This window comes from Marinobacterium jannaschii DSM 6295 (assembly GCF_000620085.1).
In the GTDB taxonomy this organism is placed as follows: Bacteria; Pseudomonadota; Gammaproteobacteria; order Pseudomonadales; family Balneatricaceae; genus Pontibacterium; species Pontibacterium jannaschii.
Genome location: NZ_JHVJ01000034.1, coordinates 35,858 through 60,079, shown reverse-complemented (window position 1 = coordinate 60,079; position 24,222 = coordinate 35,858). Strand labels below are relative to the sequence as shown.

Below are 24,222 nucleotides of genomic sequence, written 5' to 3'. Positions count from 1 at the left end.
AGATTTCTACGCGTTACTCACCCGTCCGCCGCTCGTCAGCAGATAGCAAGCTATCTCTGTTACCGCTCGACTTGCATGTGTTAAGCCTACCGCCAGCGTTCAATCTGAGCCATGATCAAACTCTTCAATTTAAGAAGGTCGACACTCAATAAAGAGTGTCTAAATTTGTCTCAAGACTGTTAAACACTAAATGAATTCACTTAGGTTAGCTTATCTTGATAAAGCTTTTGTGCTTCATCCGGACAAGCGCCCACACGAATTATCTGATCAATTTGTTAAAGAGCGTTGAGCCGTTCAGCTCAAGTGAGGCGCATATTCTATGCGCCCTCACCGGGAGAGTCAAGCGTTTTTCTGAGAAGTTTTTCAAGCTTGTCAGCGCTGGTTTTTCTCCCCGCCTCCTGAACCCTGATTGAAAAATTCTTTTCTTTCAACAAGTTAGAAGACTGTCCTGCGACGTTGTCCGGTGCCGTTTGCGACCCCGCGTCTCAATGTGGAGGCGTATTCTATAGATCCTGCAGCGGGCGTCAATGGCTTTTTGTAAATAAATTACAAAAATATGAAACCAGCGTCTGGAAACAAAAAAGGCGTCCATTTGGACGCCTTTTTTGTTCAAATTCCGGCCACTCAGGCCAGCTTGAACAGGTGGTGCTTCTTTTTACCCAACTTAACCATAAAGAAACGACCAAAGACCGCACGCTCAGCAGCAAAGATCTCAGCCGCTTTCATATTGTCTTCGACACCACAGGCATTCCCATTAACAATGACGGCCTGACGCTGCAGTGCGTCTTTTACCTGCTTACCGTTAGTGGCAACACCGGCATCGCTCAGCAGTGTAGTCATTGGCGTTTCCGCAAGAGCCGCAACATCCAGTTCGGAAGATGGCAGGCCATCCTGACCCAGCTGCTCGTAATCAGTTTCCGACAGGTCAGATAGATCGCCAGAGAACAATGCATCCGTAATACGCTGCGCGGCCAGCAGGCCATCATCACCGTGTACCAAGCGAGTCACTTCCCGCGCCAGCACAGATTGAGCTTCCGGACGCCCCTGACGTTCAGCATCTGCTTTTTCCAGCGCATCGATCTCTTCGACGCTGAGGAAGGTGAAGTACTTCAGGAAACGGTAAACATCCGCATCCGGCGTGTTCAGCCAGAACTGGTAGAAAGCGTATGGCGAGGTCTTCGCCGCATCCAGCCAGACGGCTCCACCTTCGGTCTTACCAAACTTGGTGCCATCAGATTTGGTAATCAGCGGCAGCGTCATACCGTGTGCCTGGGCGCCATTCATACGACGGGTCAGATCAATACCACCTGTAATGTTACCCCACTGATCGGAACCACCGATCTGCAAAGTACAGCCGTAAGCCTTATTCAGCTGCTGGTAATCGAAAGACTGCAGAATCTGGTATGTAAACTCAGTAAATGAGATACCGGAATCTTCACGTTCGATACGCTGTTTTACTGACTCTTTAGCGATCATTTTATTAACAGTGAAGTGTTTACCGATATCACGCAGGAAGGTGAGCGTGTCGATACCGGAAGTCCAGTCGTAGTTGTTCGCCAGGATAGCACCGCTTTCATCATTAAAATCGATAAAGCGACTGATCTGCCCCTTCAGGCAATTACTCCACTCGGCCACGACTTCACCGGAATTCAGCTGACGCTCCTGCGCTTTAAAGCTCGGATCACCGATCAGGCCGGTTGCACCACCAACCAGTGCAATCGGCCGATGACCATAGTCCTGAAAACGCTTCAGCATTAGCAATGGCACCAGATGCCCCAGGTGCAGGCTGTCGGCGGTAGGATCAAAGCCACAATAAAGCGTGACACTGCCTTCAGCCAGATGCTTTTCCAGTTCTTCTTCGCTGGTCATCTGCGCGACCAAGCCGCGGGCTTTCAGATCCTGTAACAGTGTCATTTCGCTCATTTTCTATGTCTCTGAGTAGTCTGATATCGACGTTTAAAAGGGGCTTATTCTAACGACTGGTTAGAGCGTAAACAAATGCCATAACGGCCTGTATCAGGAAATTAATACTCTGGCCGACAACTGTTCAAGAAAGTGGCATAATTTCTTAATGTAGTTAACAAAGATTTACAGGAGCACTCGCGTGGTTTACACCTCCAGGCAGCGTCTCAGAAATTTCCCGAAAGTACATCTTATTGCAGCCAGTCTTTGCGCTGCCATTATCGGGCTGACTCTGGTGCTGCTTCCGTCCGAAGAAGTATCAGCGACACGTAGCACTCAGAATATCCAATTGCCGGTTGAAAGCACTTTATCGTTACCCAAGGCTCAGATTGAGCTGACACCGGTCATCCGTCATATCGAGCCGACACCACCATCGCTGCCGACCGACTCCGCCCCGACACCGGAAGAGTCAGCCGCTGAAGAAGTCGAGCAGACCACCAGCCTGCCGACTGAAATCGTGAGCTCCAACGAGCCCTCCCAGATTCAGCCGGACGAGAGCTGGGAAAGCTTCATCATAGGATCTGGCGACACACTGTCCGGTGTATTTGAGAAAGCAGGCCTGGGAGTAGGCACCGTTTATGCCGTTGCCAACAGTGATAAGACGTTTAATCGCATTTATCCGGGGCAGGAGCTGGCCTTCCTGAAGGATAGCGAAGGCAAACTGCTAAAGCTCAGGTTGATTCACTCCCCACTGAAAAGCACCCTGCTGACACGCACAGACACTGGCTATCGCTCTGAAGCCATCGAGCGCCAGCCCGATATTCAGCATCGCTACGCTCACGGCTCCATCGAAGACTCACTCTTTCTTTCCGCGGCAAATGCTGGCTTATCCAATCGTAAAATCATGGAGCTGGCATCAATCTTCGCATGGGATGTGGATTTCGTACTGGATATCCGTAAAGGCGATTCATTCAACGTAATGTATGAAGAGCTGTACCTGGATGGCGAGAAAATCAGCGAAGGCAGGATCCTTGCGGCTCAGTTTACGAATCAGGGCAAAACCTACACCGCACTGCGCTATACGGACAGCCAGAGCAATACCAGCTACTTCACACCTGAAGGTCGCAGTATGCGCAAGGCCTTCTTACGCTCCCCTGTGGATTTTGCCCGTATCAGCTCACGCTTTAACCTTAAGCGCAAACACCCGGTACTGAACCGCATCAGAGCGCATAAAGGGGTCGACTATGCTGCCCGCACAGGCACACCAATCAAGGCGGCGGGTGACGGTAAGATTATCCATCGCGGTAAAAAAGGTGGCTACGGCAACGTTGTCATTCTGCAGCATGGTGGCAACATCACAACCCTTTATGCCCACATGTCCCGCTTCAAGAAGGGCTTACGCAAGGGCAGCCGGGTCAAGCAGGGTCAGGTGATAGGCTACGTCGGCAGCACAGGCCTGGCCAGCGGCCCGCATCTGCACTACGAGTTCCGTGTAAACGGTGTCCATAAGAATCCGATGACCGTTAAGCTGCCAACAGCGCAACCGGTTGCCAAGTCCGAGCGTAGCCGCTTCAAAGCCAATGCCGGCAAACTGATGGCGCAGCTCGAAACCTTTAGCGCTACCCAGCTGGCACAGGCCGAAAATGAATAAGCCTTATTATATCGGCCTGATGTCCGGTACCAGTCTCGACTCAATCGATGCGGTTATCGTCCGGTTTCAACCGGCATTCGAACTACTGGCGCATACATCGGCACCAATCCCGGACTCACTGCGGGCACAGGTACTGAAGCTGACACAGCCGGGTCATAACGAAATCGATCTGCTGGGCGAAGTTGACCTGGCGCTGGGCCGTTGCTTTGCAACTGCAGCCCGACAGCTTCTTGAACAGTGCGCTATCCCCTCTTCTCAGGTCAGGGCAATTGGCAGCCACGGCCAGACCATCCGCCACCGCCCTGAGTCGGGATTCACCCTACAGATAGGCGACCCCAACACGATTGCCGAACACTGCGGCATCACGACAGTCGCTGATTTTCGTCGCCGGGATATGGCGGCAGGTGGCCAGGGCGCTCCGCTGGTACCGGCTTTTCATCGCGCTTTATTCAGCCAACCGGGCCGCAACCGGATCATCCTGAATATTGGCGGTATGGCCAACCTGACCTGGCTACCGGCCGATACGGAGCAATCCGTTACGGGTTACGATACCGGTCCCGGCAATGTATTGATGGATGCCTGGATAGGGCTGCATGCAGGAAAAGCCTACGACAGGGACGGATGTTGGGCCGCATCAGGACAGGTAGATAACAGCCTGCTGTCAGAGCTACTCTCCCTGCCCTACTTCTCAGCACCAGCTCCTAAAAGCACCGGTCGGGAGCAGTTCAATCTGAAGTGGCTACAACAACAGTTAACAGCCGCTCATTCCGGCCTGAAAGCGGAAGATATCCAGGCGACACTGCTGGAGTTGACTGCTCGAAGTGCTGCGAATGAGATACGCCGAACCTGCCAAGAGCAGGATTCACTGGAGATCTATCTGTGCGGCGGCGGCAGCCATAACAGCCAGTTACTGAGACGCATACGGGCACTACTGCCCGGAACTAAAGTCGCGACCACGTCTGAATTAGGATTGTCACCCGACTGGGTTGAGGCGGCGGCCTTTGCCTGGCTGGCCAGCAGAACGATGCACAGCCTCAGCGGCAATGAACCCGGAGTGACCGGAGCCTGCGATTACCGCATACTCGGTGCCATCTACCCCGCCTGATCTGACAAAGGTAGTACGCGTTCGTTATAGACTGAGTTCAGAAGTACTGGTATCCCTGACGGCGATACCAGCGCTCACGCGCCGGGCCGAAAGGCACCGAATCAATAAAGGCAGGCAGCTCTGAGCGCTGGACATTATTCAGCTTCATCCAGGTTTCACAGATCTGGATATCGATCACCTTGAATGCATCTAGCCGCGCCGCTTTATCGATGATCTCCCGATAGCGGCTGTAGTTCTCAGCACGAAACAGATTCGCTTCCTGTCCATGCAGGACAAAAGCGATCGGCTCGTAGGCATAATTCCCTTTAGCCTCCACCAGCATCTCTATACGGTTGAGCAGATCGGAGATCTCTTGCGGGGAATGAGCCGTAATCTCGGCGACGAACTTGTCGCCGCCACCGAAGACCGGCTGCTGTGGAGCGGCCTGAACCGGGCAACTGGTGGCTGCCGCCGTCAGAATCAGCGTTGATAAACACTTTCGCATTCAAACCCTCCACAGAATCGATCAGGGGCAAGCCCCTGAATCAGATTGAGAAGGAAGAACCGCAACCACAGGTTGTCGTGGCGTTAGGGTTATTGATCACAAACTGTGAACCCTGCAGGCCTTCCTTGTAATCGACTTCAGCACCTTCCAGATACTGGAAACTCATCGGATCAACCACCAGCGTCACGCCATTGCGCTCTACCGCAGTATCATCTTCCGCTATCGCTTCGTCAAAGGTAAAACCGTAGGAGAAACCGGCACAACCACCACCGGTGATGAAAACGCGCAGCTTAAGGCTGTCGTTTTCCTCTTCTTCGATCAGTGTTTTGACCTTATTTGCCGCAGCATCTGTAAAAACCAGTGCCGGGTTATGATCAGCCATTTCGTTCATAGATAGTATCACCCATTAAATCAGGCGCTGATTATCAACTTAACCAAGTAAATTAGTCAAGTAATCCTTACGGCATAAGTCCAACCTGATTCAGACCGGCAGCCTCTTCCAGCCCCATCATTATATTCATATTCTGCACTGCCTGACCGGCGGCCCCCTTCACCAGGTTGTCGATCACCGACAGTACAACTACGGTGTCTTCATTCTGCGGACGGTGCACACTGATACGACAGACATTGGCACCTTTGACGCTGCGGGTCTGAGGATGTGAACCAGCAGGCATCACATCGACAAACGGCTCATCAGCATAGCGCTCTTCAAATAGCTTCTGCAGGTCATGCTCCACCGGATCCTTGAGGATACCGTACAGCGTGGAGTGTATACCCCGGATCATCGGCGTCAGATGCGGCACAAATGTCAGGCCGATCGGGCGTTCAGCCGCATCGGACAATCCCTGACGAATTTCCGGCAGGTGGCGATGCCCCGGCACAGCATAGGCGGTCATGCTCTCACTGGCTTCACACAGCAGCGCACCTACATTAGCACCGCGGCCTGCGCCACTGACACCGGACTTACAATCGGCAATCAGGCGACGGTGATCGATCAGTTTGTTTTCGATCAGCGGCAGGAAACCAAGCTGGGTAGCGGTCGGATAACAGCCCGGACAGGCGATCAGCTGAGCATCCTTGATCTGCTCACGGTAAACCTCAGGCAGACCATACACCGCCTTAGCCGCTGTATCGGCTGCGGTATGTTCCATGCCATACCACTTAGACCAGGTTTCCAGATCACGAATCCGGAAATCAGCCCCCAGATCGATCACTTTAACGCCGCGCTCCAGCAGCTCCGGCGCCATGCTCATCGCCACACCGTGCGGCGTGGCAAAGAACACCACATCACAGGTCGCCAGTCGGTCGACATCCGGTACGGTAAACGCAATGTCGTGGTGACCTCGCAGGTTAGGGTACATGTCCGCGACCTTTACCCCCTCTTCGGATCGGGAGGTAATCACCTCAACCTTTGCCTGTGGGTGGTTTGCAAGAATCCGCAGCAGCTCTACGCCGGTGTAACCTGTACCGCCAACAATACCTACCTTGATCACATCAACCTCTCATCAATGCATGAAAACTGTTACCGTATGATACAAAGCGGTAACCACAATAGCCATTCATCTTCTTATCTAGCTGCAGGGCCAATGATCAAGGATTTTATATCGCTGGAGCAGTTCCGGAACCGACTCACACATATAGACGCACTCCCCCAGCTGGTAATCATCGGCATACTCTCAGGTATCGCCACCGGTCTGGTCATGGTGCTTTTCCGCCTGATTATTGAGCTGCCTCTGTCATGCTGGCTGCCTTCCGGCAACGCTGAAGGCTTCGAATCCCTGCCGGGCTGGGCACGTTTTGCATTGCCGGTCAGCGGCAGCCTGCTGCTGTTTGCCCTGCTGAGCAGGCTTGCGCCCGAAAGCCGGCGAGTCGGTGTGGTCCATGTACTGGACAGGATGAGCTATCACCAGGGCAACCTCCCCGGTCGTAATATCGTGGTGCAGTTCTTCGCGGCCAGTATCGCCTTGCTCAGTGGCCACCCGGTCGGCCGCGAGGGACCGGCCATCCACCTGGGAGCCGGTTGCAGCAGCCTGATCGGCCAGCACCTGCAGCTGCCGAACAATTCCATCCGGATACTGGTCGGTTGCGGTACCGCCGCGGCGATTGCGGCCGCGTTCAACACCCCGCTGGCGGGGATCATCTTCGCCATGGAAGTGGTGATGCTGGAATACACCGTGGTTGGCTTCACCCCGGTGATTGTCGCCGCCGTATCCGCCGATATCACTATGCGTGCAATCGTCGGCCCTCACTTCGCCATCAGCGTCCCGGCGATGCAGCTGCAATCGCTGGCAGAACTTCCCTGGGTGATGCTGCTGGGACTGCTGATCGGTTTCAGCGCCGCAGGCTTCAATCTGCTGGCACGTCAGCCCGCCCGCATAGCACACTGGCCCCTGGGCATACGGCTGCTACTGGCAGGCGTACTCACCGGTGCAGTGGCGCAGTACTATCCACAGGTAATGGGGATTGGCTACGATACGCTGGATCAGGTGCTGAATGGCCAGATCGGGCTCGGCCTGCTATGCGGCCTGTTTATCGCCAAATGGATGCTGACGCCGCTGGTGCTGGGACTGGGCATTCCTGCCGGCCTGATCGGCCCGGCACTGTTTATCGGCGCCATCGCCGGGGCAATTATCGGCCTGATCGGCCACCAGCTGGCACCGGTCTCCGCCGCAGACAGTGGCATGTATGCCATGCTGGGCATGGGGGCAATGATGGGCGCAGTGCTAAACGCCCCGCTGGCGGCTCTTATCGCCCTGTTGGAGCTGACCGGCAATCCCAATATCATCCTGCCGGCGATGCTGGCAATCGTAATCAGCAACCTCACGGTGCGGCAGCTGTTTGGCATGCCCTCCATCTTTATCTCCAACCTGCGCGCCCAGGGACTGGATTATCAGCACGACGCCCTGACTCAGGCCCTCTCCCGCTCCGCCGTCGGCAGTATGATGAGCACCAATATCCTCTGCTGTAATCCGCTGCTGGAGACAAACGTAACCACAACCCTGCTGGCGGAACAGCCGGACTGGATCGTCATCGAAAATGAAGGCCAGCACAGCCTGCTGGAACCGGATGACCTGAAGCTCTTTATCGATCAGACTGAACAGGACAACATCGACCTGCTGGAGATACCGGCCCGCCGCCGCGACCTCAGCCCGATATCCTTCCGCGCCACCCTGAAAGAGGCGCTGGACCAGATGAACGACCACGGCTTCGATGCCGTACTGGTTCTGAGTAATCAAGGGCAGACTATTGGTGTCCTGACCCGCGAGCAGCTGGAACATAACTACTACCGGAAACAAACATCATGAGCCAATTCAGTTTAAGTGGCCTCTACGGCATCACCGACAGCAAACTGATGCCCGACGACCAGCAGATGCTGACTCAGGTGGAATCGGCCCTTCGGGGGGGGATGAAGATCCTGCAGTACCGGGATAAGTCGACGGATAGCGACAAGCGGCTGCGCCAGGCCAGCGCCCTGAAAACCCTGTGCCAGCGCTACGACGCTCTTCTGCTGATCAATGACGATACCGACCTGGCACTGGCCTGCTGTGCCGATGGTGTCCACCTCGGTCAGAGCGACGGTTCGATAGCGCGGGCAAGAAATACACTGGGAGCGCATGCGGTTATCGGCGTCACCTGCCACGACTCACTGGCACTGGCCAGACAGGCCATATCCGAAGGAGCGGACTACGTTGCCTTCGGTGCTTTTTTCCCGTCAAAAACCAAGCCGGATGCCAAACCTGCATCACATTCATTGCTGGCCGAAGCCCGCCGGCAGCTTGATCTGCCAGTGGTGGCGATTGGTGGCATTACCGTGGATAATGCCCACCAGCTAATTGACGCCGGAGCCGATATGGTTGCCGTGATCCACGCGCTGTTTGCCGCAGAGGACATCCCGCAACGCGCCCGGGCGTTCCAACAACTTTTTCCAATCGATTCCATGGAGTGAGAGGTCATCATGTCCCGTTCCGAAACTCTGTTCCAGCAGGCCCAGCAATCAATCCCGGGCGGTGTTAACTCACCGGTCCGTGCGTTTAAAGGGGTGGGCGGCACGCCGATCTTCTTCGAGCGTGGCAAGGGCGCTTACATCTATGACGCCGACGGCAAAAGCTACGTGGATTATGTCGGCTCCTGGGGACCGATGATCCTCGGTCATTGCGCGCCAGCCGTCGTCGACGCGGTCAAGAGCTCGCTGGACAACGGTCTGGGCTTTGGCGCGCCGACAGAGATCGAGATCGAGATGGCCAATAAGGTCTGCGAGATCATGCCGTCGATCGAACTGGTGCGGATGGTCAACTCCGGTACTGAAGCGACCATGAGCGCTATCCGCCTGGCCCGTGGTTACACCGGTCGCGACAAGATCGTTAAGTTTGAAGGCTGCTACCACGGTCACTCCGACTCGCTGCTGGTGAAAGCCGGTTCCGGCATGCTGACGCTGGGCGAGCCAAGCTCTCCGGGCGTTCCGGCGGCACTGGCCGAGCACACTATCACCCTGAACTTCAATGATATCGACAATGTCCGTCAGACATTTGCTGAAGTGGGTGACCAGATCGCCTGCATTATCATTGAGCCAGTCGCTGGCAACATGAACTGCATTCCGCCGGTACCGGGTTTCCTGGAAGGCCTGCGCGAGGTCTGCGACGAACACGGCACCGTACTGATCTTTGATGAGGTAATGACCGGTTTCCGTGTTGCCCTGGGTAGCGCCCAGTCGGTGTATAACGTTAAACCTGACCTGACCACTCTGGGTAAGGTGATCGGCGGCGGTCTGCCGGTAGGTGCCTTCGGCGGTAAGCGCGAGATCATGGAGCACATTGCGCCACTGGGTCCTGTGTACCAGGCCGGCACCCTGTCCGGTAACCCGCTGGCGATGGCCGCAGGCCTGACCATGCTGAACGCAATCTCTGAGCCGGGCTTCTACGAGCAACTCTCCGCCAAGGTGGAATTCCTGACCGAAGGCCTGCAGGCCGTCGCAATGGCGCACGGCATCCCGTTCACCACTTCCCGTGTCGGTGGCATGTTCGGCCTGTTCTTCACCGAACAGGAGCAGGTCACCAGCTTCGCCGAAGCCACCCGGTGCGATACAGAACGCTTCGGCCGTTTCTTCCACGGCATGTTGCAGCAGGGTATCTACCTGGCACCGTCCGCCTACGAAGCCAGCTTTATGTCTGCCGCGCATAGCCAGGCTGATATCGAAGCGACCATCGCCGCTGCCGATCAGGTTTTCTCTGAACTGAAATGATGATTCTGGCCACCCAGCTGGTACTGGTTGCCAGCGCCCTGTTTACCGCAGGGCGCCATTACAAGGCAGCTGAGCAGGATAACAGCAATGCTTTTGTCCTCAGTGTTTCGGCCTGCTTTATCGCAGCGGCAGCCGCAACGGGCCTGGTTACGACCGACTCTGTCGATCAGCAGACCCTGCAGCGCATGCTGGATAACCTGGCCTACTTCGCCGCCGTGCCATTACTGGCCGCGGCACTGCTGGCACAGGCATGGCAACAGAACTGGTCCCGCGCAGGCTGGGGCCGTGGCCTGTTGGCGCTGTTCGCATTGTTTGAGCTGTGCCGGCGCAGTGAAGTGGGTGATCGCTATGCCCAGCTGTTGGCAGCAGCAGCCGTGCTGACGATCGTCGTGGCAGCCCTGCGCATGCCGCAGAAGCAGCTGGCAGGCATCGCTGTAGCGGCTTGCCTGGCGGCCTCCAGCTTGCTGTTTGGCAATAACAGCTTAATGCCGGAGATGAGTGCGCCGGCACTGGCCAATATAGCCCTGGCTGGCTGCCTGCTGTTTACACTCCCGCTGTTTCAGCGCAGCTAAAGCAGCTGACAGGCGCTAAAGAAAAGCGGCCTGCCCCGGACGGGGCAGGCCGCTTTTTTATTTCCTGCGCACAGCATCACGACTCAGTAGCGATTCGCCTTCAGCCGCGCTTTTTGCGCTCCCGTCTGATCACCCGCATCCAGCCGGATATCGGCGATCAGCAGCCACAGACGCTTCAGCATTGCACCCTGCCCCTGCGCCAGGGCAACACCGCGCAGGGCCAGTTGCTCCGCCTGTTGCCAGAGGCGTTTCTTCTGCCGGACCTGGGCCATACGGTAATAGACCTCGGGTTCCCGCGGCGCAATACGCTGCGCCCGTCCCAGAGTATTCTCCGCAGACTGGTAGTTACCCCGACGCCGGTCAAGATCAGCATTATCCAGTAACGCCAGTACCGCCGGGCTCATTTTAGAGGGCGCGACAGCCGTCGGCGTGTTACCCCAGCTGCGGGTATTAGCCTGCTGTGGCCTGTCAGGCTGGGTCCTGGCCTCCGGCCGGGTTCGTACCACGGGGGTATCCAGCGGCACGACGGTCACCCCCTCTGCCGGCTCTGCCTGATCGAGTCCCGGAACCGGCAATGTCAGCTGCTGCTCTCTGGCCCGGGTCTCACTGCGGTCTTCAATCGGTACCTTAACGGTATTATTTGCCGCACAGCCGGTGAGTAACAGCAGTCCGGATGCGGCGATAAGCCATTTCACTTTATTCACAATCACTCCTGTCGGAACCAGCGCTTAAACCAGTCCAGTGGCTGACGCAGGGTTTCACCAATATCGGGCTCCTGAGCGCAGGGCAACTGCTCCAGCGGCTCTGAGCCGGTCATAAAGGGTATCTGGCGGGCCCCCTCACAACGTGGGCCGGCCAGATATCCGGAAGCTTCATCGATCCACTGATACTCAATACCGTCGGGCTGAGTGGCAATAAACGGATCCGGCTGTTCACGCACCATAAAATCGGTCCAGGCCCGCAGAGCGCCACCGCTGCCGGTAAAAGGCAGCTTGCCGTTATCGTCCAGTCCCATCCATACCACCGCCATGCGGTTACCGGCAAAGCCGGCAAACCAGCTATCGCGCTGATCATTACTGGTGCCGGTCTTACCCGCCACATTCAGATCTGCCGGCAGGCGCTGGTAAACATACCGTGCGGTGCCCTCACGGACAACTTCCTGCATCGCGTACTGAATCAGGTGCACCGAGCGCGCATCGATACTCTGTGTTACCTGCAGCGGGTAGCGGGATAACTCCTCCCCCTCTGCTGTCGTGACCAGGCGGATGGCCCGCATCGGGATATTAAAACCATTGGCAGCGATGGTCTGGTAGATCGTCGCCACTGAGAACGGAGACAGCGATTCAGCCCCCAGCAACAACGAAGGATAGGGCTTGGGCTTCTCTTTCAGCCCCAGGCGCATCAGGGTATCCACCACACTGTCGACGCCGACGGTCATCCCCAGCCAGGCCGTGCTCTGGTTGTAGGAGTTGGCCAGCGCCCGGTGCAGGGCAATTTCGCCATGGCTCTTACGGTCAAAGTTACGCGGCTGCCACAGCGAGCCATCGTCCAGGGTTACCCGCAATGGCGCATCTTCGATCAGGCTGGCCAGGGTGAAGCCGTTTTCCAGTGCCGCCAGGTAGACTGCCGGTTTCACCAGTGAACCAATCGGCCGCCGGGCATCCAGCGCCCGGTTAAAGCCCTGATAGCGCGAGTTGCGACCTCCCACCAGCGCCAGGATCTCTCCGGTCTGGGGATCGGTTACCACCATGGCACTCTGGAGCTTTTTCTTCGCCAGCTTTGCACCGAAACGCTTCTCCAGCTGAGAGCTGGTTGTCTGTAGTGCGGCCGAAGCCCGGGCCTGTACTACCGGATCGAGACTGGTAAACACCTGCAGGCCTTCGGAACTCAGGGCCTCTTCCGGGTACTCTTCACGCAGCTGGCGCTTCACCAGATCCAGATAGGCGGGATAACCCCCTTTATGCAGGCTGCGCTGCTTCACCACCCCAAGCGGTTGCTTCATCGCCCGGATCATCTGGGCATTGTTGATCGCGCCCTGCTCATGCAACACTTTTAATACCAGATCCCGGCGCTCTTTTGCCCGTTGCGGATGTCTGCGTGGATCATAGAAAGACGGGCCTTTTACCAGCCCGGCCAGCAGCGCCACCTGATGCAGCTTCAACTCGCCGATCGGCTGGGCAAAATAATACTGACTGGCCAGGCCGAAACCGTGTACCGCCCGGCTGCCGGACTGCCCCAGATACACCTCGTTTAGATAGGCCTCAAGGATCTCATCCTTGCCGTAGTGCAGATCCAGCAACACCGCCATTGGAATCTCGGTGAGCTTTCGCGCCAGGGTGCGTTCCGAACTGAGATAGAAATTCTTCACCAGCTGCTGGGTCAGGGTGCTGCCGCCCTGCACAAAGCGTCCGGCCTTCAGGTTTACCACCATGGCACGGGCAATACCACGTGGTGAAACCCCATGATGCTGGTAGAAGTCGCGGTCTTCCACCGCCACCAGCGCTTCGGCCAGGTAATGTGGCGCCTGATCCAGCCGGATCAGGTCACGGTCTTCGTTATCCTTGGGATAGATGCCGCCCACCAGAATCGGCTCCAGCCGCAGAATCGGCACACTTTGCCCCTGATCATCACGAATACTGGCAACCCGGTTACCACTGAACTGCAACAGGATGCGACGTGAAGCTTCAGTGCCGTCCGGAAAGCTGAAGCCGCGGGTATAGAGGCGCGCACGGCTGGAGGCCCACTCCACCGTTCCCGGTTCACTGGCCCGGCGCACGAAACGATAGCCCAGCCCTTTCAGCTCCTGTTTCAACTGATCACGACTGAGCAGCGCTCCCGGATAAAGCTCCAGCGGACGGGCATACACCTTCGCCGGCAGCGCCCAGCGCTTACCTTCAAACTTCAGCCGGATCTGGGCGTCTAAATAAACCAGAACACCGGCAGATAATACGGCCACCACCAGCGTTAACTTAAAAAACAGCACCAGTAACCGACGCGTCCAGCTGCGCTTCACGACTGCCTGCTTTGTGGTTTTTTTCTTGGATGTTGCTCTTTGTTTAGCCATCCGGCCATTATAGAGATTTGCTGTTACAGCTGATACCGGTGGGCAAAAACCTGTCGCAGTGGTCAAATATTATTCTCCACCTGCGCTTTTTATCGCGCTGTGCGTATAATGCCGTCTCCAAACAGGCTAACGCGGGCTCTCTATGACGCTGATTCACTCCTTAACAAACGCCGATTTTTTCCCTCACCCCTGCCAGCAGATAGAGGTGATAGAGACCCATATTTCCTGGCTGCTGTTAACGGGTGATATCGCCTACAAGATCAAAAAGCCGGTGGATTTCGGCTTTCTGGACTTCACCTCGCTGGAAAAGCGTAAACACTTCTGCGAAGAAGAATTACGCCTAAACCAGCGCCTGGCACCGGATATCTATCTCGAAGTCATCCCCATCAGCGGCACAACAGAGACTCCGCTGGTCGGCAGTGATGAAGCGCCGCTTGAATACGCCGTCAAAATGACCCAGTTTGACCCGGCCAGACGCCTGGACCTGCTACTGCAGGCAAAGCGGTTTGAAGAGAGCTGGATTGATACCTTGGCAGAACAGATCGCCGATTTCCATGACCGGATTCCACGGGTTGCGGCCGACAGCGCCTGGGGCGAGCCGGACACCATCTGGGGAGTGATGTGGGATAACTTCCTGCATCTGGAGCAAACCGTCAGCGACGAAGCGGCGCGAGATACCCTGCAGCATCTGGCGGCGCATACCACCGCACAGTTCGACGAGCTGAGAGAGCTGATCATCCAGCGTAAGCGCGATGGCAAAGTCCGCGAGTGCCACGGAGACCTGCATCTGGCGAACATCACGCTTTTCAACGATGAACTGCGACTGTTCGACTGTATCGAGTTTAACCTGCAGTTTCGCTGGATCGACACCATCAGCGATCTGGCCTTCCTACTGATGGACCTGGAAGCCAACGACCAGTTCCGCTGGGCCAACCGCTGCCTCAACCGCTATCTGGAGCTGAGCGGCGATTACGAGTCGCTGCGCCTGCTCAACCTCTACAAGTCCTACCGTTCCATGGTACGGGCTAAAGTAGCGATGCTGGGCGAAGCGCCCGACCATGCCACCTTGCAACGTTACCTGGCGCTGACCAGTCGCTATGCCGAACCGCAACAGCCCACCATCTACCTGATGCACGGCGTTTCCGGCAGCGGAAAGAGCTACCTCAGCCAGCAGATGATCGATGCCACCGGGGCAATCCGCATCCGCTCCGACGTGGAACGCAAACGGATCTACCGGGAACTGAGCCTGAAAGGTGAACAGCTGGACCTGTACGGCCGGGAGATGAACGCCCGCACCTACAACCGCCTCTGTGAGATCGCCCGTATCCTGCTGCATTCCGGCTACTCGGTGGTGATGGACGCCACTTTTATCCGTCAGCGGGCCAGGCAGAGCTATTTCGACCTCAGCCAGGAGTTCGGCCTGCCGATCCGCATTATCAGCTGTGAATGCGAGCAAAAGCTGATTGAGGCACGCCTGCGGCGACGGCTGAATGAAGGGACTGATGCCTCCGACGCCGATGTCGGCATCATGCACCAGCAGCTCGGTCACCTGCAGCCACTGACGGAAGATGAGCTGGATTACACTATTCGCATCAATACCGATGATGATGAAGCGGTACTGCATCTGACTAACCGCTTGCAGCAGGAACAGCTGATCGACTGAGTCCGCCCCCATATCTGATTAACCAAGTAGCTAGAAGTCCCTGAAGGGCAGAGAGATAAACTATGACCCTATTGTGCAGTCTGGATGAGATCACCGACGGCGAAGCCCGGGGTTTCGAAATCAATGAACAGAAACTGGTCGCCGTAAAGCACCGGGGCGAGCTGTATGTGTACCACAACAACTGTCCGCACCGCAGCATCCCGCTGGAGTGGATGCCTGACCAGTTCCTCGATTTCGACAAGAACTTTATCCAGTGTTCGACGCACGGCGCCCTGTTCCGGATCGAGGACGGTGAATGTATCGCCGGGCCTTGTATCGGCGACCGGCTGGATACGATTCCTCACCGCATAGAAGCCGATCAGGTCTATATAGAGCTGCCCGGCGCCATGACTCAGAAGTAGGCCGGAGGCAGCCCTGCCCTGCTCAGGTAGAGAGATCAACCGGCAAACGGTCGCGCAGGTAAACAGCGCCATCTTCAAAGGCTGCCCGGTAAGCGAGTACTTCCACGCCCTCCCTGACAGCCTGACGCAGGGTCTGTCCGTAAAGCGGGTCTATCTCATCCGCAGGCCGTGCCCGGCCAATCCCCTCATGGGGAACACAGAACAGCATCACCGCGCGGTGACCTTCGGCCACCATCGCCATCAGCTCATTCAGGTGCTTGGTACCTCGCGCAGTCACTGCGTCCGGAAAGCTGCCTTCATCGCCCTCGTTCAGCAGGGTCAGGTTCTTGACCTCAATATAAGTGTCCGCTTTCCCTTCGTGCTGCAACAGCAGGTCGATACGGCTGTTTTCTCCGTATTTCACCTCCTGCCGGATACGGTCATAGCCCTGCAGCTCGCTGATCACCCCCTGCTCGATCGCCTCGCGGACCAGCGCATTGGCCCGCCCGGTATTAATACAGCAACGATGGCGACCCTGAATTTCCACCAGCTCCCAGCTGAGTGGGTACTTACGTTTCGGGTTATCTGAGCGGGACAGCCAGACCCGACTGCCCGGCTCGGCACAGTTTTTCATCGAGCCGGTGTTGGGACAGTGAGCCGTCACCAATTCGCCATCTGCCAGCTCCACATCCGCCAGAAAACGCTTGTAACGCCTGACCAGACGCCCCTCAATCAGATCCTGTAACAACATCCGGATTACTGCCTCCTACGGCACGCTGTACAAAACAGACAGACTGAAAAACTCTTTCCTAAGAATGTCTGTCATTGTCACTTTTTTCCCATAAAACGCTGTCAGGATACCGCTTCCCAGCCTTAAAGCCAGTGAGGTGATCAGGTTTACAAGCGCTGACTACTGAACTAGACCTAAGTATTAACAGGTTGTTCACTCGGCATTTAGACAAATCAGGGCTGGTGTAATGTTGGGGCTTCTGGTAACTTCTGCTGCCTTTCAGAACACATGTGCTGATAAAAAGCGGTAGCAGTAAAGCTATCTGTAGCGAATTGGAATGAATGAGTGAGGCAGCGCTTATGCCAAATAACAATACTCAGTTCTCGCATTTTGAGCCTTACCCGATTGTAGAGGGTGAGGAGTACATGAACGAGAAACAGGAAGACCACTTCCGCGCTATTCTGAACGAATGGAAGCGTGAACTGATGGAGGAGGTCGACAGTACCATCCACCATCTGCAGGAGGAGGCGACTAACTTCGCTGATCCCAGCGACCGCGCCAGCCAGGAAGAGGAATTCAGCCTGGAACTGCGTACCCGCGATCGTGAGCGCAAGCTGATCAAAAAGATCAACGAAGCGCTGGAACGTATCGACGAGGAAGATTACGGTTACTGCGATGCCTGCGGCATTGAGATCGGTATCCGTCGTCTGGAGGCCCGTCCTACAGCGACACTGTGCATCGACTGCAAAACGCTCGCTGAGATTAAAGAAAAGCAGACCGGCGGCTGATGTTCTCGGATCGTCGGCTTCCATCAGGCAGCCGACTCCGCTAACCCGCTGAACACTTTTCCGTGCCATACACCGGACGTTTCGCCCCCTCTCCGACAGGTGAGCTGCACTTTGGCTCACTGCTGGCCGCACTGGCCAGCTACCTGGACGCCCGTGCCCATCAGGGTCGCTGGCTGCTTCGTATCGAGGATCTGGATCCGCCGCGCGAACAGCCCGGCGTAAAGCAGCGCTTCCCCGCCATTATGGAAACCTTTGGCCTGCACTGGGATGGCGAAGTCACCTTCCAGAGCCAGCGGCTGAATATTTTCCGCCAGGTACTCGATCAGCTGATCGATCAGGGCGACGCTTACCCCTGCGGATGCTCGCGCAAGCAGCTGCAACTGCGCAGCGGCTCAGCGATATATGACCGCTTCTGTACCCAGCCAGACAACCGGCAGCAGGACAAACCACAGGCCCCCGCAGCCGTACGGGCAGACTGCGGCCCACTCAGCCATATCAGTCGCTTTGATGACCTGATTCAGGGGCCTCAGGCGCTGGCCATGCGTGAAATTGGAGACTTCGTCATCTTCCGCAAGGATGGACTGTTTGCCTATCAGCTGGCGGTTGTGGTGGACGATTACCTGCAGGGGATCAGCCATGTGGTGCGGGGCAGCGACCTGCTGGATGAAACCCATCGTCAGTTACGCCTGCAACACCTTCTCGGCTACCCCCATCCGGCCTACGCCCATATTCCGGTTGCCAGCAACAGCGCAGGCCAGAAGCTTAGCAAGCAAACCTATGCCCACGCCCTGGACTGCAGCAGCCCGATCCCCCAGTTGATTGATGCACTGGACTTCCTCGGTCAGCAGCCCATCCGGGAGCTGACCGACGGCACTGTAGAAGAGGTTATCGACTGGGCGCGCCAGCACTGGCAGCGGGACAAGATCCCCGCGTTAAAACACCAACTCTGGAAAGGCTAGCCTCCGGATGTACTTTCACCGCGTCTTGCTTCTGCTTATTCCCGGGCTCTATATCATCCTGCCGCTGATTATCGATTGGTGGCAGCAGCTGGAAGGGCCCTGGTATAAGCCTTTTCTGGCCTGGATACTGCTGGTGATCGCCGCCTTTGCAGTCGACAGAAGGAGAGGTCGCAATGTTTAGCGTACCCGAACTGTTTATTATCGGGGTCACCTACCTGGCCTTCCTGTTTGGCACCGCCTATCTGACCGAAAAGGGAGCTCTGCCGGCGCGCCTGGTACGACATCCATTGACTCATGTGTTGTCGATCGGGGTTTACGCCAGCGTCTGGACCTTCTACGGCGCCTTTGCCCTGGCTTCTGAATCGGGCTACACCTTCCTCGCCTCCTACCTCGGTGCGGTGGCAACCTTTATTCTCGGCCCGGCCCTGCTGATCCCGATACTGCGAATCGCCCGTACCTACCAGCTGAATTCGCTGGCCGACCTGCTGGCCTTCCGCTTTCGTAGCGCCAGCATCGGGGTCCTGACCACCCTGTTCACGGTACTGGCCACCCTGCCGATGATCTCGATCCAGATCCAGGCGGTGGCGGATGCGGTCCATATCCTCAATGGCCGCTTCAGCGCCGATCAGATTGCGCTGGTGTTCTGCTCGGTGCTGGCCCTGTTTGCCATTCTGTTTGGTGCCCGCCATGCTTCGCCGCGTACCCAGCATTCCGGTCTGGTGGTGGCGATGGCGGTGGAATCTGTCATCAAGCTGGTGGCGCTCAGTGCCATCGGCATCTATGCCTTCTGGTATATCCTCGGCGGCCCTGCCGACCTGAGTTCCTGGCTGGCCTCTAATCCGGCGATTCAACAAACCCTGAATACACCGATGGACAGCGGCACCTGGCGTACCCTGCTGCTGAGTTTCTTCACCGCCGCGATCGTTATGCCGCATATGTTCCACCTGATGTTCACCGAAAACGCCGCCGACGAGACCATCTATAAAGCCACCTGGGCGATGCCGCTCTACCTGCTGATCCTTGCCCTGGCGGTCCCTCCCATCCTGTGGGCCGCCCACAGCCTGGGGGCCGGAGGTGACGCCCAGTTCACCATGCTCTACCTGGGCCTGCAGCTGGATTCCGAGTGGCTCGCCATTCTCGCCTTTATCGGCGGCCTGTCGGCTGCCAGCGGCATCATGATTGTCGCCAGCGTATCGATGGCATCGATGCTGCAGAACCATATTATCCTGCCGCTGATTCCGCGCCCGGGCACCACCCGGTTCTACGCCTGGCTGCTCTGGCTACGTCGTATCCTTATCGTCGCCCTGCTGTTTACCAGCTACCTGTTCTATCGCCTGATTGGCAGCGGCTATGACCTGCACCTGCTGGGGATTATCGCCGTGGTCGCCTTCCTGCAGTTCCTGCCGGCACTGCTGGTGACGCTATTCTGGCCCAGGGCCAATCGCTGGGGCCTGATCACCGGCATGCTGCTGGGCATGGGCGTCTGGCTCGGCACTATGCTGTCACCTCTGCTGCTGGGCATTACTCAGGAACCCTTCCAGCTGGAACAGAGCGACTGGGACCAGACCGCCGTCCTGTCCCTGATGCTGAATGCACTTTCACTGGTCGCCATCTCGCTGCTGGTCGATCAGACGCCCGACGAGGAACGCGCTGCCAGTGCCTGCCTGCTCAATGCCCTGCAACGCCCGGTAACCCAGTCACTGCGTACCAACCGGGTGGAAGACTTCCAGAAACTGCTGCGCCCGCGTCTGGGACGGGAAGCCGCCCAGCGGGAGGTACAGAGTGCGATGGATACCCTCGGTATGGATCAGGCACTGCTGCGTCCCGTCGACCTGCTGCGGCTGCGCAACCAGCTTGAACACAACCTATCAGGTCTGCTGGGACCGATCGAGGCCGCCTCGCTGCTCGAGCCACTGGATCACCCGGTCGATCCTGTCGGCTTCAAGGCCCGTGATGTTCACCTGATGGAGGATCAGCTGGAGACCTATCAGGTACGCATGACCGGCCTGGCCGCCGAACTGGATGAGCTTCGCCGCTACCACCGCCTGACGTTGCAGAAACTCCCGGTAGGCGTCTGTACGCTGGATTCCGATCGCGGCATCCTGCTCTGGAATGCGGAGATGGAGCACTTCACCGGACTCTGTTCAGCCGATGCGACCGGCACTACGCTGGCCGACCTGCCGGAACCCTGGGGCACCCTGCTGGGTGAGTTTGCCGAAGCCAATTATGACCATGAGCCCGGCACCCAGATCACCGTCGCCGGTCAGCCGCGCTGGTTCGGATTGCATAAGGCCCAGCTGACCGAAAAACGGGAGAGTGGCATGGTACTGCTGCTGGAAGACGAGACCGAGCCACTGCTGTTGCAGAACAGGCTGGCGCACAGCGAGCGTCTCGCTTCCATCGGTCGTTTTGCAGCCGGCGTCGCGCACGAAATCGGAAATCCGGTAACCGGCATCGCCTGCCTGGCGCAGAATCTGAAGCTTGAGACGGACAACGAATATATTCTCGAAACCGGTGATCAGATTGTCGACCAGACCAAACGGATCAGCCGTATCGTGCAGTCACTGGTGCGTTTTGCCCGTACCGGAACCGTCGATCTGCAAACGGCTCAGGAACCGGTATCCCTGCATCAGTGTATTGAGGAAGCTGTTCATCTGGTGTCACTGGACAGCCGCGGCAAATATCAGCAGTATCTGAATCGGGTTCAGGAAGACCTGGTGGTTATTGGCGATACTCAGCAACTGCTGCAGGTGTTCGTGAACCTGCTGAATAACGCCTCAGATGCCTCAGAAGAAAGCGGCAGGATCTGGGTCGAAGCATTGAGTAACGGTGAAACGGTGGTTATCAACATCACCGATGAAGGCAGCGGCATCCCGGCAGAACTGCAGGACCGGCTGTTTGAACCGTTCTTCACCACTAAGGATCCAGGCAAGGGAACCGGCCTTGGATTGCCGCTCGTCTACAACATAATCCAGGAACATTATGGTAGTATTGAAATATTCAGCCCCGCCAAAAACAAACAGAATAAAGGCACTCAAGTGGTAATCACCCTACCGAGACTGTCACCCGGTGATGGCAGCGATATGGGTACGCCGGATATAGGTAGAACCGTATGAGCCGAATTCTGATTGTTGAAGATGAAACCATAATACGCTCTGCACTGCGCAGACTGCTGGAGAAGAACGGCTATCAGATAGAAGATGCCGGTTCAGTGGCCGAGGCCACTGAGAACTTCCAGCTGGAAGAGTTTAACCTGATTATCAGCGACCTGCGCCTGCCTGGTGCGCCAGGTACCGACCTGATTACGATGGTTGAATCTGTCCCGGTCCTGATCATGACCAGCTATGCCAGCCTGCGTTCTGCCGTCGATGCGATGAAGCTGGGTGCCGTCGACTATATCGCCAAACCCTTCGACCATGAAGAGATGCTGGCTTCCGTTGATAATATCCTGAATCATCGCCAGACCTCTGCCTCCGTTCAGGAAAGTGCAGATACTTCCGGCCAGACAGAAATTATCGGCTCCTGTACGGCCATGCAGGAGTTGTTCAAGCGTATCAGTAAGGTTGCCCGTACCGATGCCACGGTATTGATTCAGGGTGAGTCGGGAACCGGTAAGGAGCTTGCCGCCCGGGCCATTCACGAACAGAGCCAGCGCGCGAACGCACCGATGATCTCCGTCAACTGTGCCGCCATTCCGGAAACACTGATCGAATCCGAACTGTTTGGTCATGAAAAAGGCGCTTTTACCGGTGCAAGCACCAGCCGCAGTGGGCTGATAGAGGCCGCGGATGGCGGCACTCTGTTCCTCGATGAGATTGGTGAATTGCCGATGGAGGCTCAGGCCCGTCTGCTGCGTTTCCTGCAGGAAGGTGAGATCCGTCGCGTCGGATCGGTGCAACCGAAGCAGGTCGATGTGCGCCTGATTGCAGCCACGCACCGAAACCTCAAGGCGCTGGCAAAGAAAGGCGAATTCCGCGAAGACCTCTATTACCGCCTCTATGTAATGGAACTGAAGATGCCGCCCCTGCGGGATCGCGAAGATGACATTATCGAGATTGCCCAGCGCCTGCTGAAAAAATCCTGCAAGCGCCTCAATGCAGAAGCGCTTGAATTCAGCCAGGCGGCGCTCTACACCATGCGCCACTATCACTGGCCCGGCAATGTCCGCGAACTGGAAAATGCCATCGAGCGCGCAGTCATTCTGGCCGAGGGCAGCCTGATAGAGACCGACCTCCTGGGGCTGGACCTGGAGGTTAGTGAACTGACCCGCATAGAAGAGCGTTACAATGGCCAGGTGACAGAAGGCCGTAACAGCAATGCGCGCCAGACAGGCCTCTCACTCGATGACTACTTCCAGCGCTTCGTGCTGGAAAATCAGGATCAGATGAGCGAAACAGAGCTGGCCCGCAAGCTTGGGGTTAGTCGCAAATGCCTTTGGGAACGCCGCCAGAAGCTGGGTATTCCACGCCAGAAGAAGTAACAGCTCCCCACCTCAGGAAAAACGGGTATCGCCCCCGATATCCGTTTTCTATCCGTTACCCTCCCTCACTGAACTATCAACGCAGGCTCTCGCCAGATAGGCCCAGCCTCCGGATCCTAGCGCTGGCTGCCGTTATGGCTGTGCGCTGCGCCGAACGCTGTAACCGGACGTTACCCCTCTACCCACCCCCTGTGCGAACAGTGTTTATTGAAGTAACAAAAACGCCCCTCACAATGCTATCCGCGCCACCCAAAAATAATTTTTACCTTACTTAACAATAAGTTAAAAAAACTGGCACAAAGTCCGCATTGTATACGGGCAACAACAAGGAAAAAGATGATCGCTCGCAGCTCCATCAATAAAAATAAAAACAGGTTGCAAGCAGAGCAGATCCAGATGCCTCGAACAAAAATAACAATGAGGCTTATAGAAGCTGGTCGTAGACCAGCGTCGACGGTCCTGACAATACTCTTAGAAAAATAAAAATAAGCTAAGTGTAACGTTGAACCTGAGATGCGATCAGCTTACGTCCTTCCCCAACGCCGTATCGATTAGTCACTTCCACCTCGCTTGAATCTCAATATCTCAGCCATGACCGGTCACTGCTCCGGCATCACAGGCTCTTCTGTTGCAACATCACCGATCCACCCGCCCGTATATGCATGCGCACCGTTCAGGTTAGCTAATTTCTGACTATACTTACTCCGATAGGCGAGGCCTGTTAGCCTAACTGCAGAGTTCACGACAGCCATCTGACATCCCACTACCGTTATATAACCTGCACAGGCTGTTACCTTGTTACCCAGGCCGAGCGGCAAAAGTGCGCCTGAGGTAACAAATACGTCATATACAGCGGTCATAAAACCAGCCAAAAATTAAAATATACTTATATATCAACATCTTAACAAAACTGGCACAAATCACGCATTACTCTATGTATAACAAGGAAAAGATAGTCGTCAGTCATTCCGCCAATAAAAATAACAATTGGAAGCGAACTGAGCAGACACCACGCCTCGAACAAAAATAACAATGAGGCTTAAGCTGATCGCTGAACAGCCGCGACGGTCCCATTCAGTGCTCTTAGAACCAATAACAACAAGCTAAGTAATAGCGTTGTTGTCTGAGTGGCGATCAGCAACCATCCTTCCTGCTTCCTGCTTCCTGCTTCCTGCTTCCTGCTTCCTGCTTCCTGCTTCCTGCTT

20 protein-coding genes and 1 rRNA gene are annotated in these 24,222 nt (G+C 56.4%); 13 read left to right on the top strand and 8 right to left on the bottom strand.

Annotated features, from left to right (window positions below; all coding sequences use genetic code 11):
• Both Q354_RS0115110 and tyrS read right to left on the bottom strand, forming a co-directional pair.
• Positions 1–131, bottom strand: a 16S ribosomal RNA gene (locus tag Q354_RS0115110); the annotation flags it as partial.
• Positions 132–624: 493 nt separating this feature from the next.
• A complete protein-coding gene (gene tyrS / locus Q354_RS0115105) occupies positions 625–1,923 on the bottom strand; it encodes a tyrosine--tRNA ligase (RefSeq protein ID WP_027858341.1) in 1,299 nt (432 codons plus the stop codon).
• 181 nt (positions 1,924–2,104) lie between these two features.
• Between tyrS and Q354_RS0115100 the strand changes: the two genes are divergently transcribed.
• Entirely contained in the window at positions 2,105–3,553 is a 1,449-nt protein-coding gene (locus tag Q354_RS0115100; RefSeq protein ID WP_027858340.1) for an OapA family protein, read from the top strand.
• On the top strand, positions 3,546–4,658 hold the full coding sequence (locus Q354_RS0115095) for an anhydro-N-acetylmuramic acid kinase (protein WP_027858339.1): 1,113 nt from the start codon (positions 3,546–3,548) through the stop codon (positions 4,656–4,658). Before Q354_RS0115100 ends, Q354_RS0115095 begins: the two co-directional genes overlap by 8 nt.
• Before the next feature lie 37 nt (positions 4,659–4,695).
• Here Q354_RS0115095 and Q354_RS25980 read toward each other — a convergent pair whose 3' ends face one another.
• From Q354_RS25980 to argC, 3 genes are all read right to left on the bottom strand, one after another.
• On the bottom strand, positions 4,696–5,142 hold the full coding sequence (locus Q354_RS25980) for a DsrE family protein (RefSeq protein WP_051560180.1): 447 nt from the start codon (positions 5,140–5,142) through the stop codon (positions 4,696–4,698).
• 40 nt (positions 5,143–5,182) lie between these two features.
• The gene (gene erpA / locus Q354_RS0115085) at positions 5,183–5,533 is read right to left on the bottom strand and encodes an iron-sulfur cluster insertion protein ErpA (RefSeq protein ID WP_027858338.1); all 351 of its coding nucleotides are present in this window, start codon (positions 5,531–5,533) and stop codon (positions 5,183–5,185) included.
• A 67-nt stretch (positions 5,534–5,600) separates the two neighbouring features.
• Positions 5,601–6,635, bottom strand: a complete 1,035-nt coding sequence (gene argC, locus Q354_RS0115080) for an N-acetyl-gamma-glutamyl-phosphate reductase (protein WP_027858337.1) — start codon at positions 6,633–6,635, stop codon at positions 5,601–5,603.
• A 93-nt stretch (positions 6,636–6,728) separates the two neighbouring features.
• Here argC and Q354_RS0115075 point away from each other — a divergent pair, with 93 nt between their 5' ends.
• Genes Q354_RS0115075 through Q354_RS27495 form a run of 4 tightly spaced genes read left to right on the top strand, consistent with a single transcriptional unit; the run spans position 6,729 to position 10,953 of the window.
• Entirely contained in the window at positions 6,729–8,447 is a 1,719-nt protein-coding gene (locus Q354_RS0115075) for a chloride channel protein (protein WP_027858336.1), read from the top strand.
• On the top strand, positions 8,444–9,088 hold the full coding sequence (thiE, locus tag Q354_RS0115070) for a thiamine phosphate synthase (protein WP_027858335.1): 645 nt from the start codon (positions 8,444–8,446) through the stop codon (positions 9,086–9,088). The genes Q354_RS0115075 and thiE overlap by 4 nt, the downstream gene beginning before the upstream one ends.
• Before the next feature lie 9 nt (positions 9,089–9,097).
• Entirely contained in the window at positions 9,098–10,381 is a 1,284-nt protein-coding gene (gene hemL, locus Q354_RS0115065) for a glutamate-1-semialdehyde 2,1-aminomutase (RefSeq protein ID WP_027858334.1), read from the top strand.
• Positions 10,378–10,953: a hypothetical protein gene (locus Q354_RS27495; RefSeq protein WP_051560179.1), complete on the top strand. Its 576-nt coding sequence runs from the start codon at positions 10,378–10,380 to the stop codon at positions 10,951–10,953. The genes hemL and Q354_RS27495 overlap by 4 nt, the downstream gene beginning before the upstream one ends.
• An 83-nt stretch (positions 10,954–11,036) precedes the next feature.
• Here the strand turns inward: Q354_RS27495 and Q354_RS27490 are convergent, their stop codons facing one another.
• Together Q354_RS27490 and mrcB are read right to left on the bottom strand one after the other, a co-directional pair.
• The gene (locus tag Q354_RS27490) at positions 11,037–11,657 is read right to left on the bottom strand and encodes a tetratricopeptide repeat protein (RefSeq protein WP_051560178.1); all 621 of its coding nucleotides are present in this window, start codon (positions 11,655–11,657) and stop codon (positions 11,037–11,039) included.
• Positions 11,658–11,659: 2 nt separating this feature from the next.
• Positions 11,660–13,966, bottom strand: coding sequence for a penicillin-binding protein 1B (mrcB, locus tag Q354_RS0115050; RefSeq protein WP_245601058.1), 2,307 nt, complete (start codon positions 13,964–13,966; stop codon positions 11,660–11,662).
• A gap of 193 nt (positions 13,967–14,159) precedes the next feature.
• Between mrcB and Q354_RS0115045 the strand changes: the two genes are divergently transcribed.
• A complete protein-coding gene (locus Q354_RS0115045) occupies positions 14,160–15,680 on the top strand; it encodes a bifunctional aminoglycoside phosphotransferase/ATP-binding protein (RefSeq protein WP_027858332.1) in 1,521 nt (506 codons plus the stop codon).
• Between the two features lie 62 nt (positions 15,681–15,742).
• The gene (locus tag Q354_RS0115040) at positions 15,743–16,081 is read left to right on the top strand and encodes a Rieske (2Fe-2S) protein (protein WP_027858331.1); all 339 of its coding nucleotides are present in this window, start codon (positions 15,743–15,745) and stop codon (positions 16,079–16,081) included.
• Positions 16,082–16,103: 22 nt separating this feature from the next.
• Here the strand turns inward: Q354_RS0115040 and sfsA are convergent, their stop codons facing one another.
• Positions 16,104–16,811 (bottom strand): DNA/RNA nuclease SfsA, encoded by a 708-nt coding sequence (gene sfsA / locus Q354_RS25965; protein WP_036230072.1) that lies wholly within the window; start codon positions 16,809–16,811, stop codon positions 16,104–16,106.
• Between the two features lie 338 nt (positions 16,812–17,149).
• Between sfsA and dksA the strand changes: the two genes are divergently transcribed.
• From dksA to Q354_RS0115010, 5 genes are all read left to right on the top strand, one after another.
• The gene (dksA, locus tag Q354_RS0115030; RefSeq protein ID WP_027858330.1) at positions 17,150–17,578 is read left to right on the top strand and encodes an RNA polymerase-binding protein DksA; all 429 of its coding nucleotides are present in this window, start codon (positions 17,150–17,152) and stop codon (positions 17,576–17,578) included.
• A gap of 62 nt (positions 17,579–17,640) precedes the next feature.
• Positions 17,641–18,537 (top strand): tRNA glutamyl-Q(34) synthetase GluQRS, encoded by an 897-nt coding sequence (gene gluQRS, locus Q354_RS0115025; protein ID WP_027858329.1) that lies wholly within the window; start codon positions 17,641–17,643, stop codon positions 18,535–18,537.
• Between the two features lie 7 nt (positions 18,538–18,544).
• Positions 18,545–18,718, top strand: a complete 174-nt coding sequence (locus Q354_RS28290) for a hypothetical protein (protein ID WP_027858328.1) — start codon at positions 18,545–18,547, stop codon at positions 18,716–18,718.
• Positions 18,711–21,653 (top strand): sensor histidine kinase, encoded by a 2,943-nt coding sequence (locus Q354_RS0115015; RefSeq protein WP_027858327.1) that lies wholly within the window; start codon positions 18,711–18,713, stop codon positions 21,651–21,653. Before Q354_RS28290 ends, Q354_RS0115015 begins: the two co-directional genes overlap by 8 nt.
• Positions 21,650–23,017 (top strand): sigma-54-dependent transcriptional regulator, encoded by a 1,368-nt coding sequence (locus Q354_RS0115010; protein ID WP_027858326.1) that lies wholly within the window; start codon positions 21,650–21,652, stop codon positions 23,015–23,017. The genes Q354_RS0115015 and Q354_RS0115010 overlap by 4 nt, the downstream gene beginning before the upstream one ends.
• Positions 23,018–24,222: the final 1,205 nt, after the last annotated feature.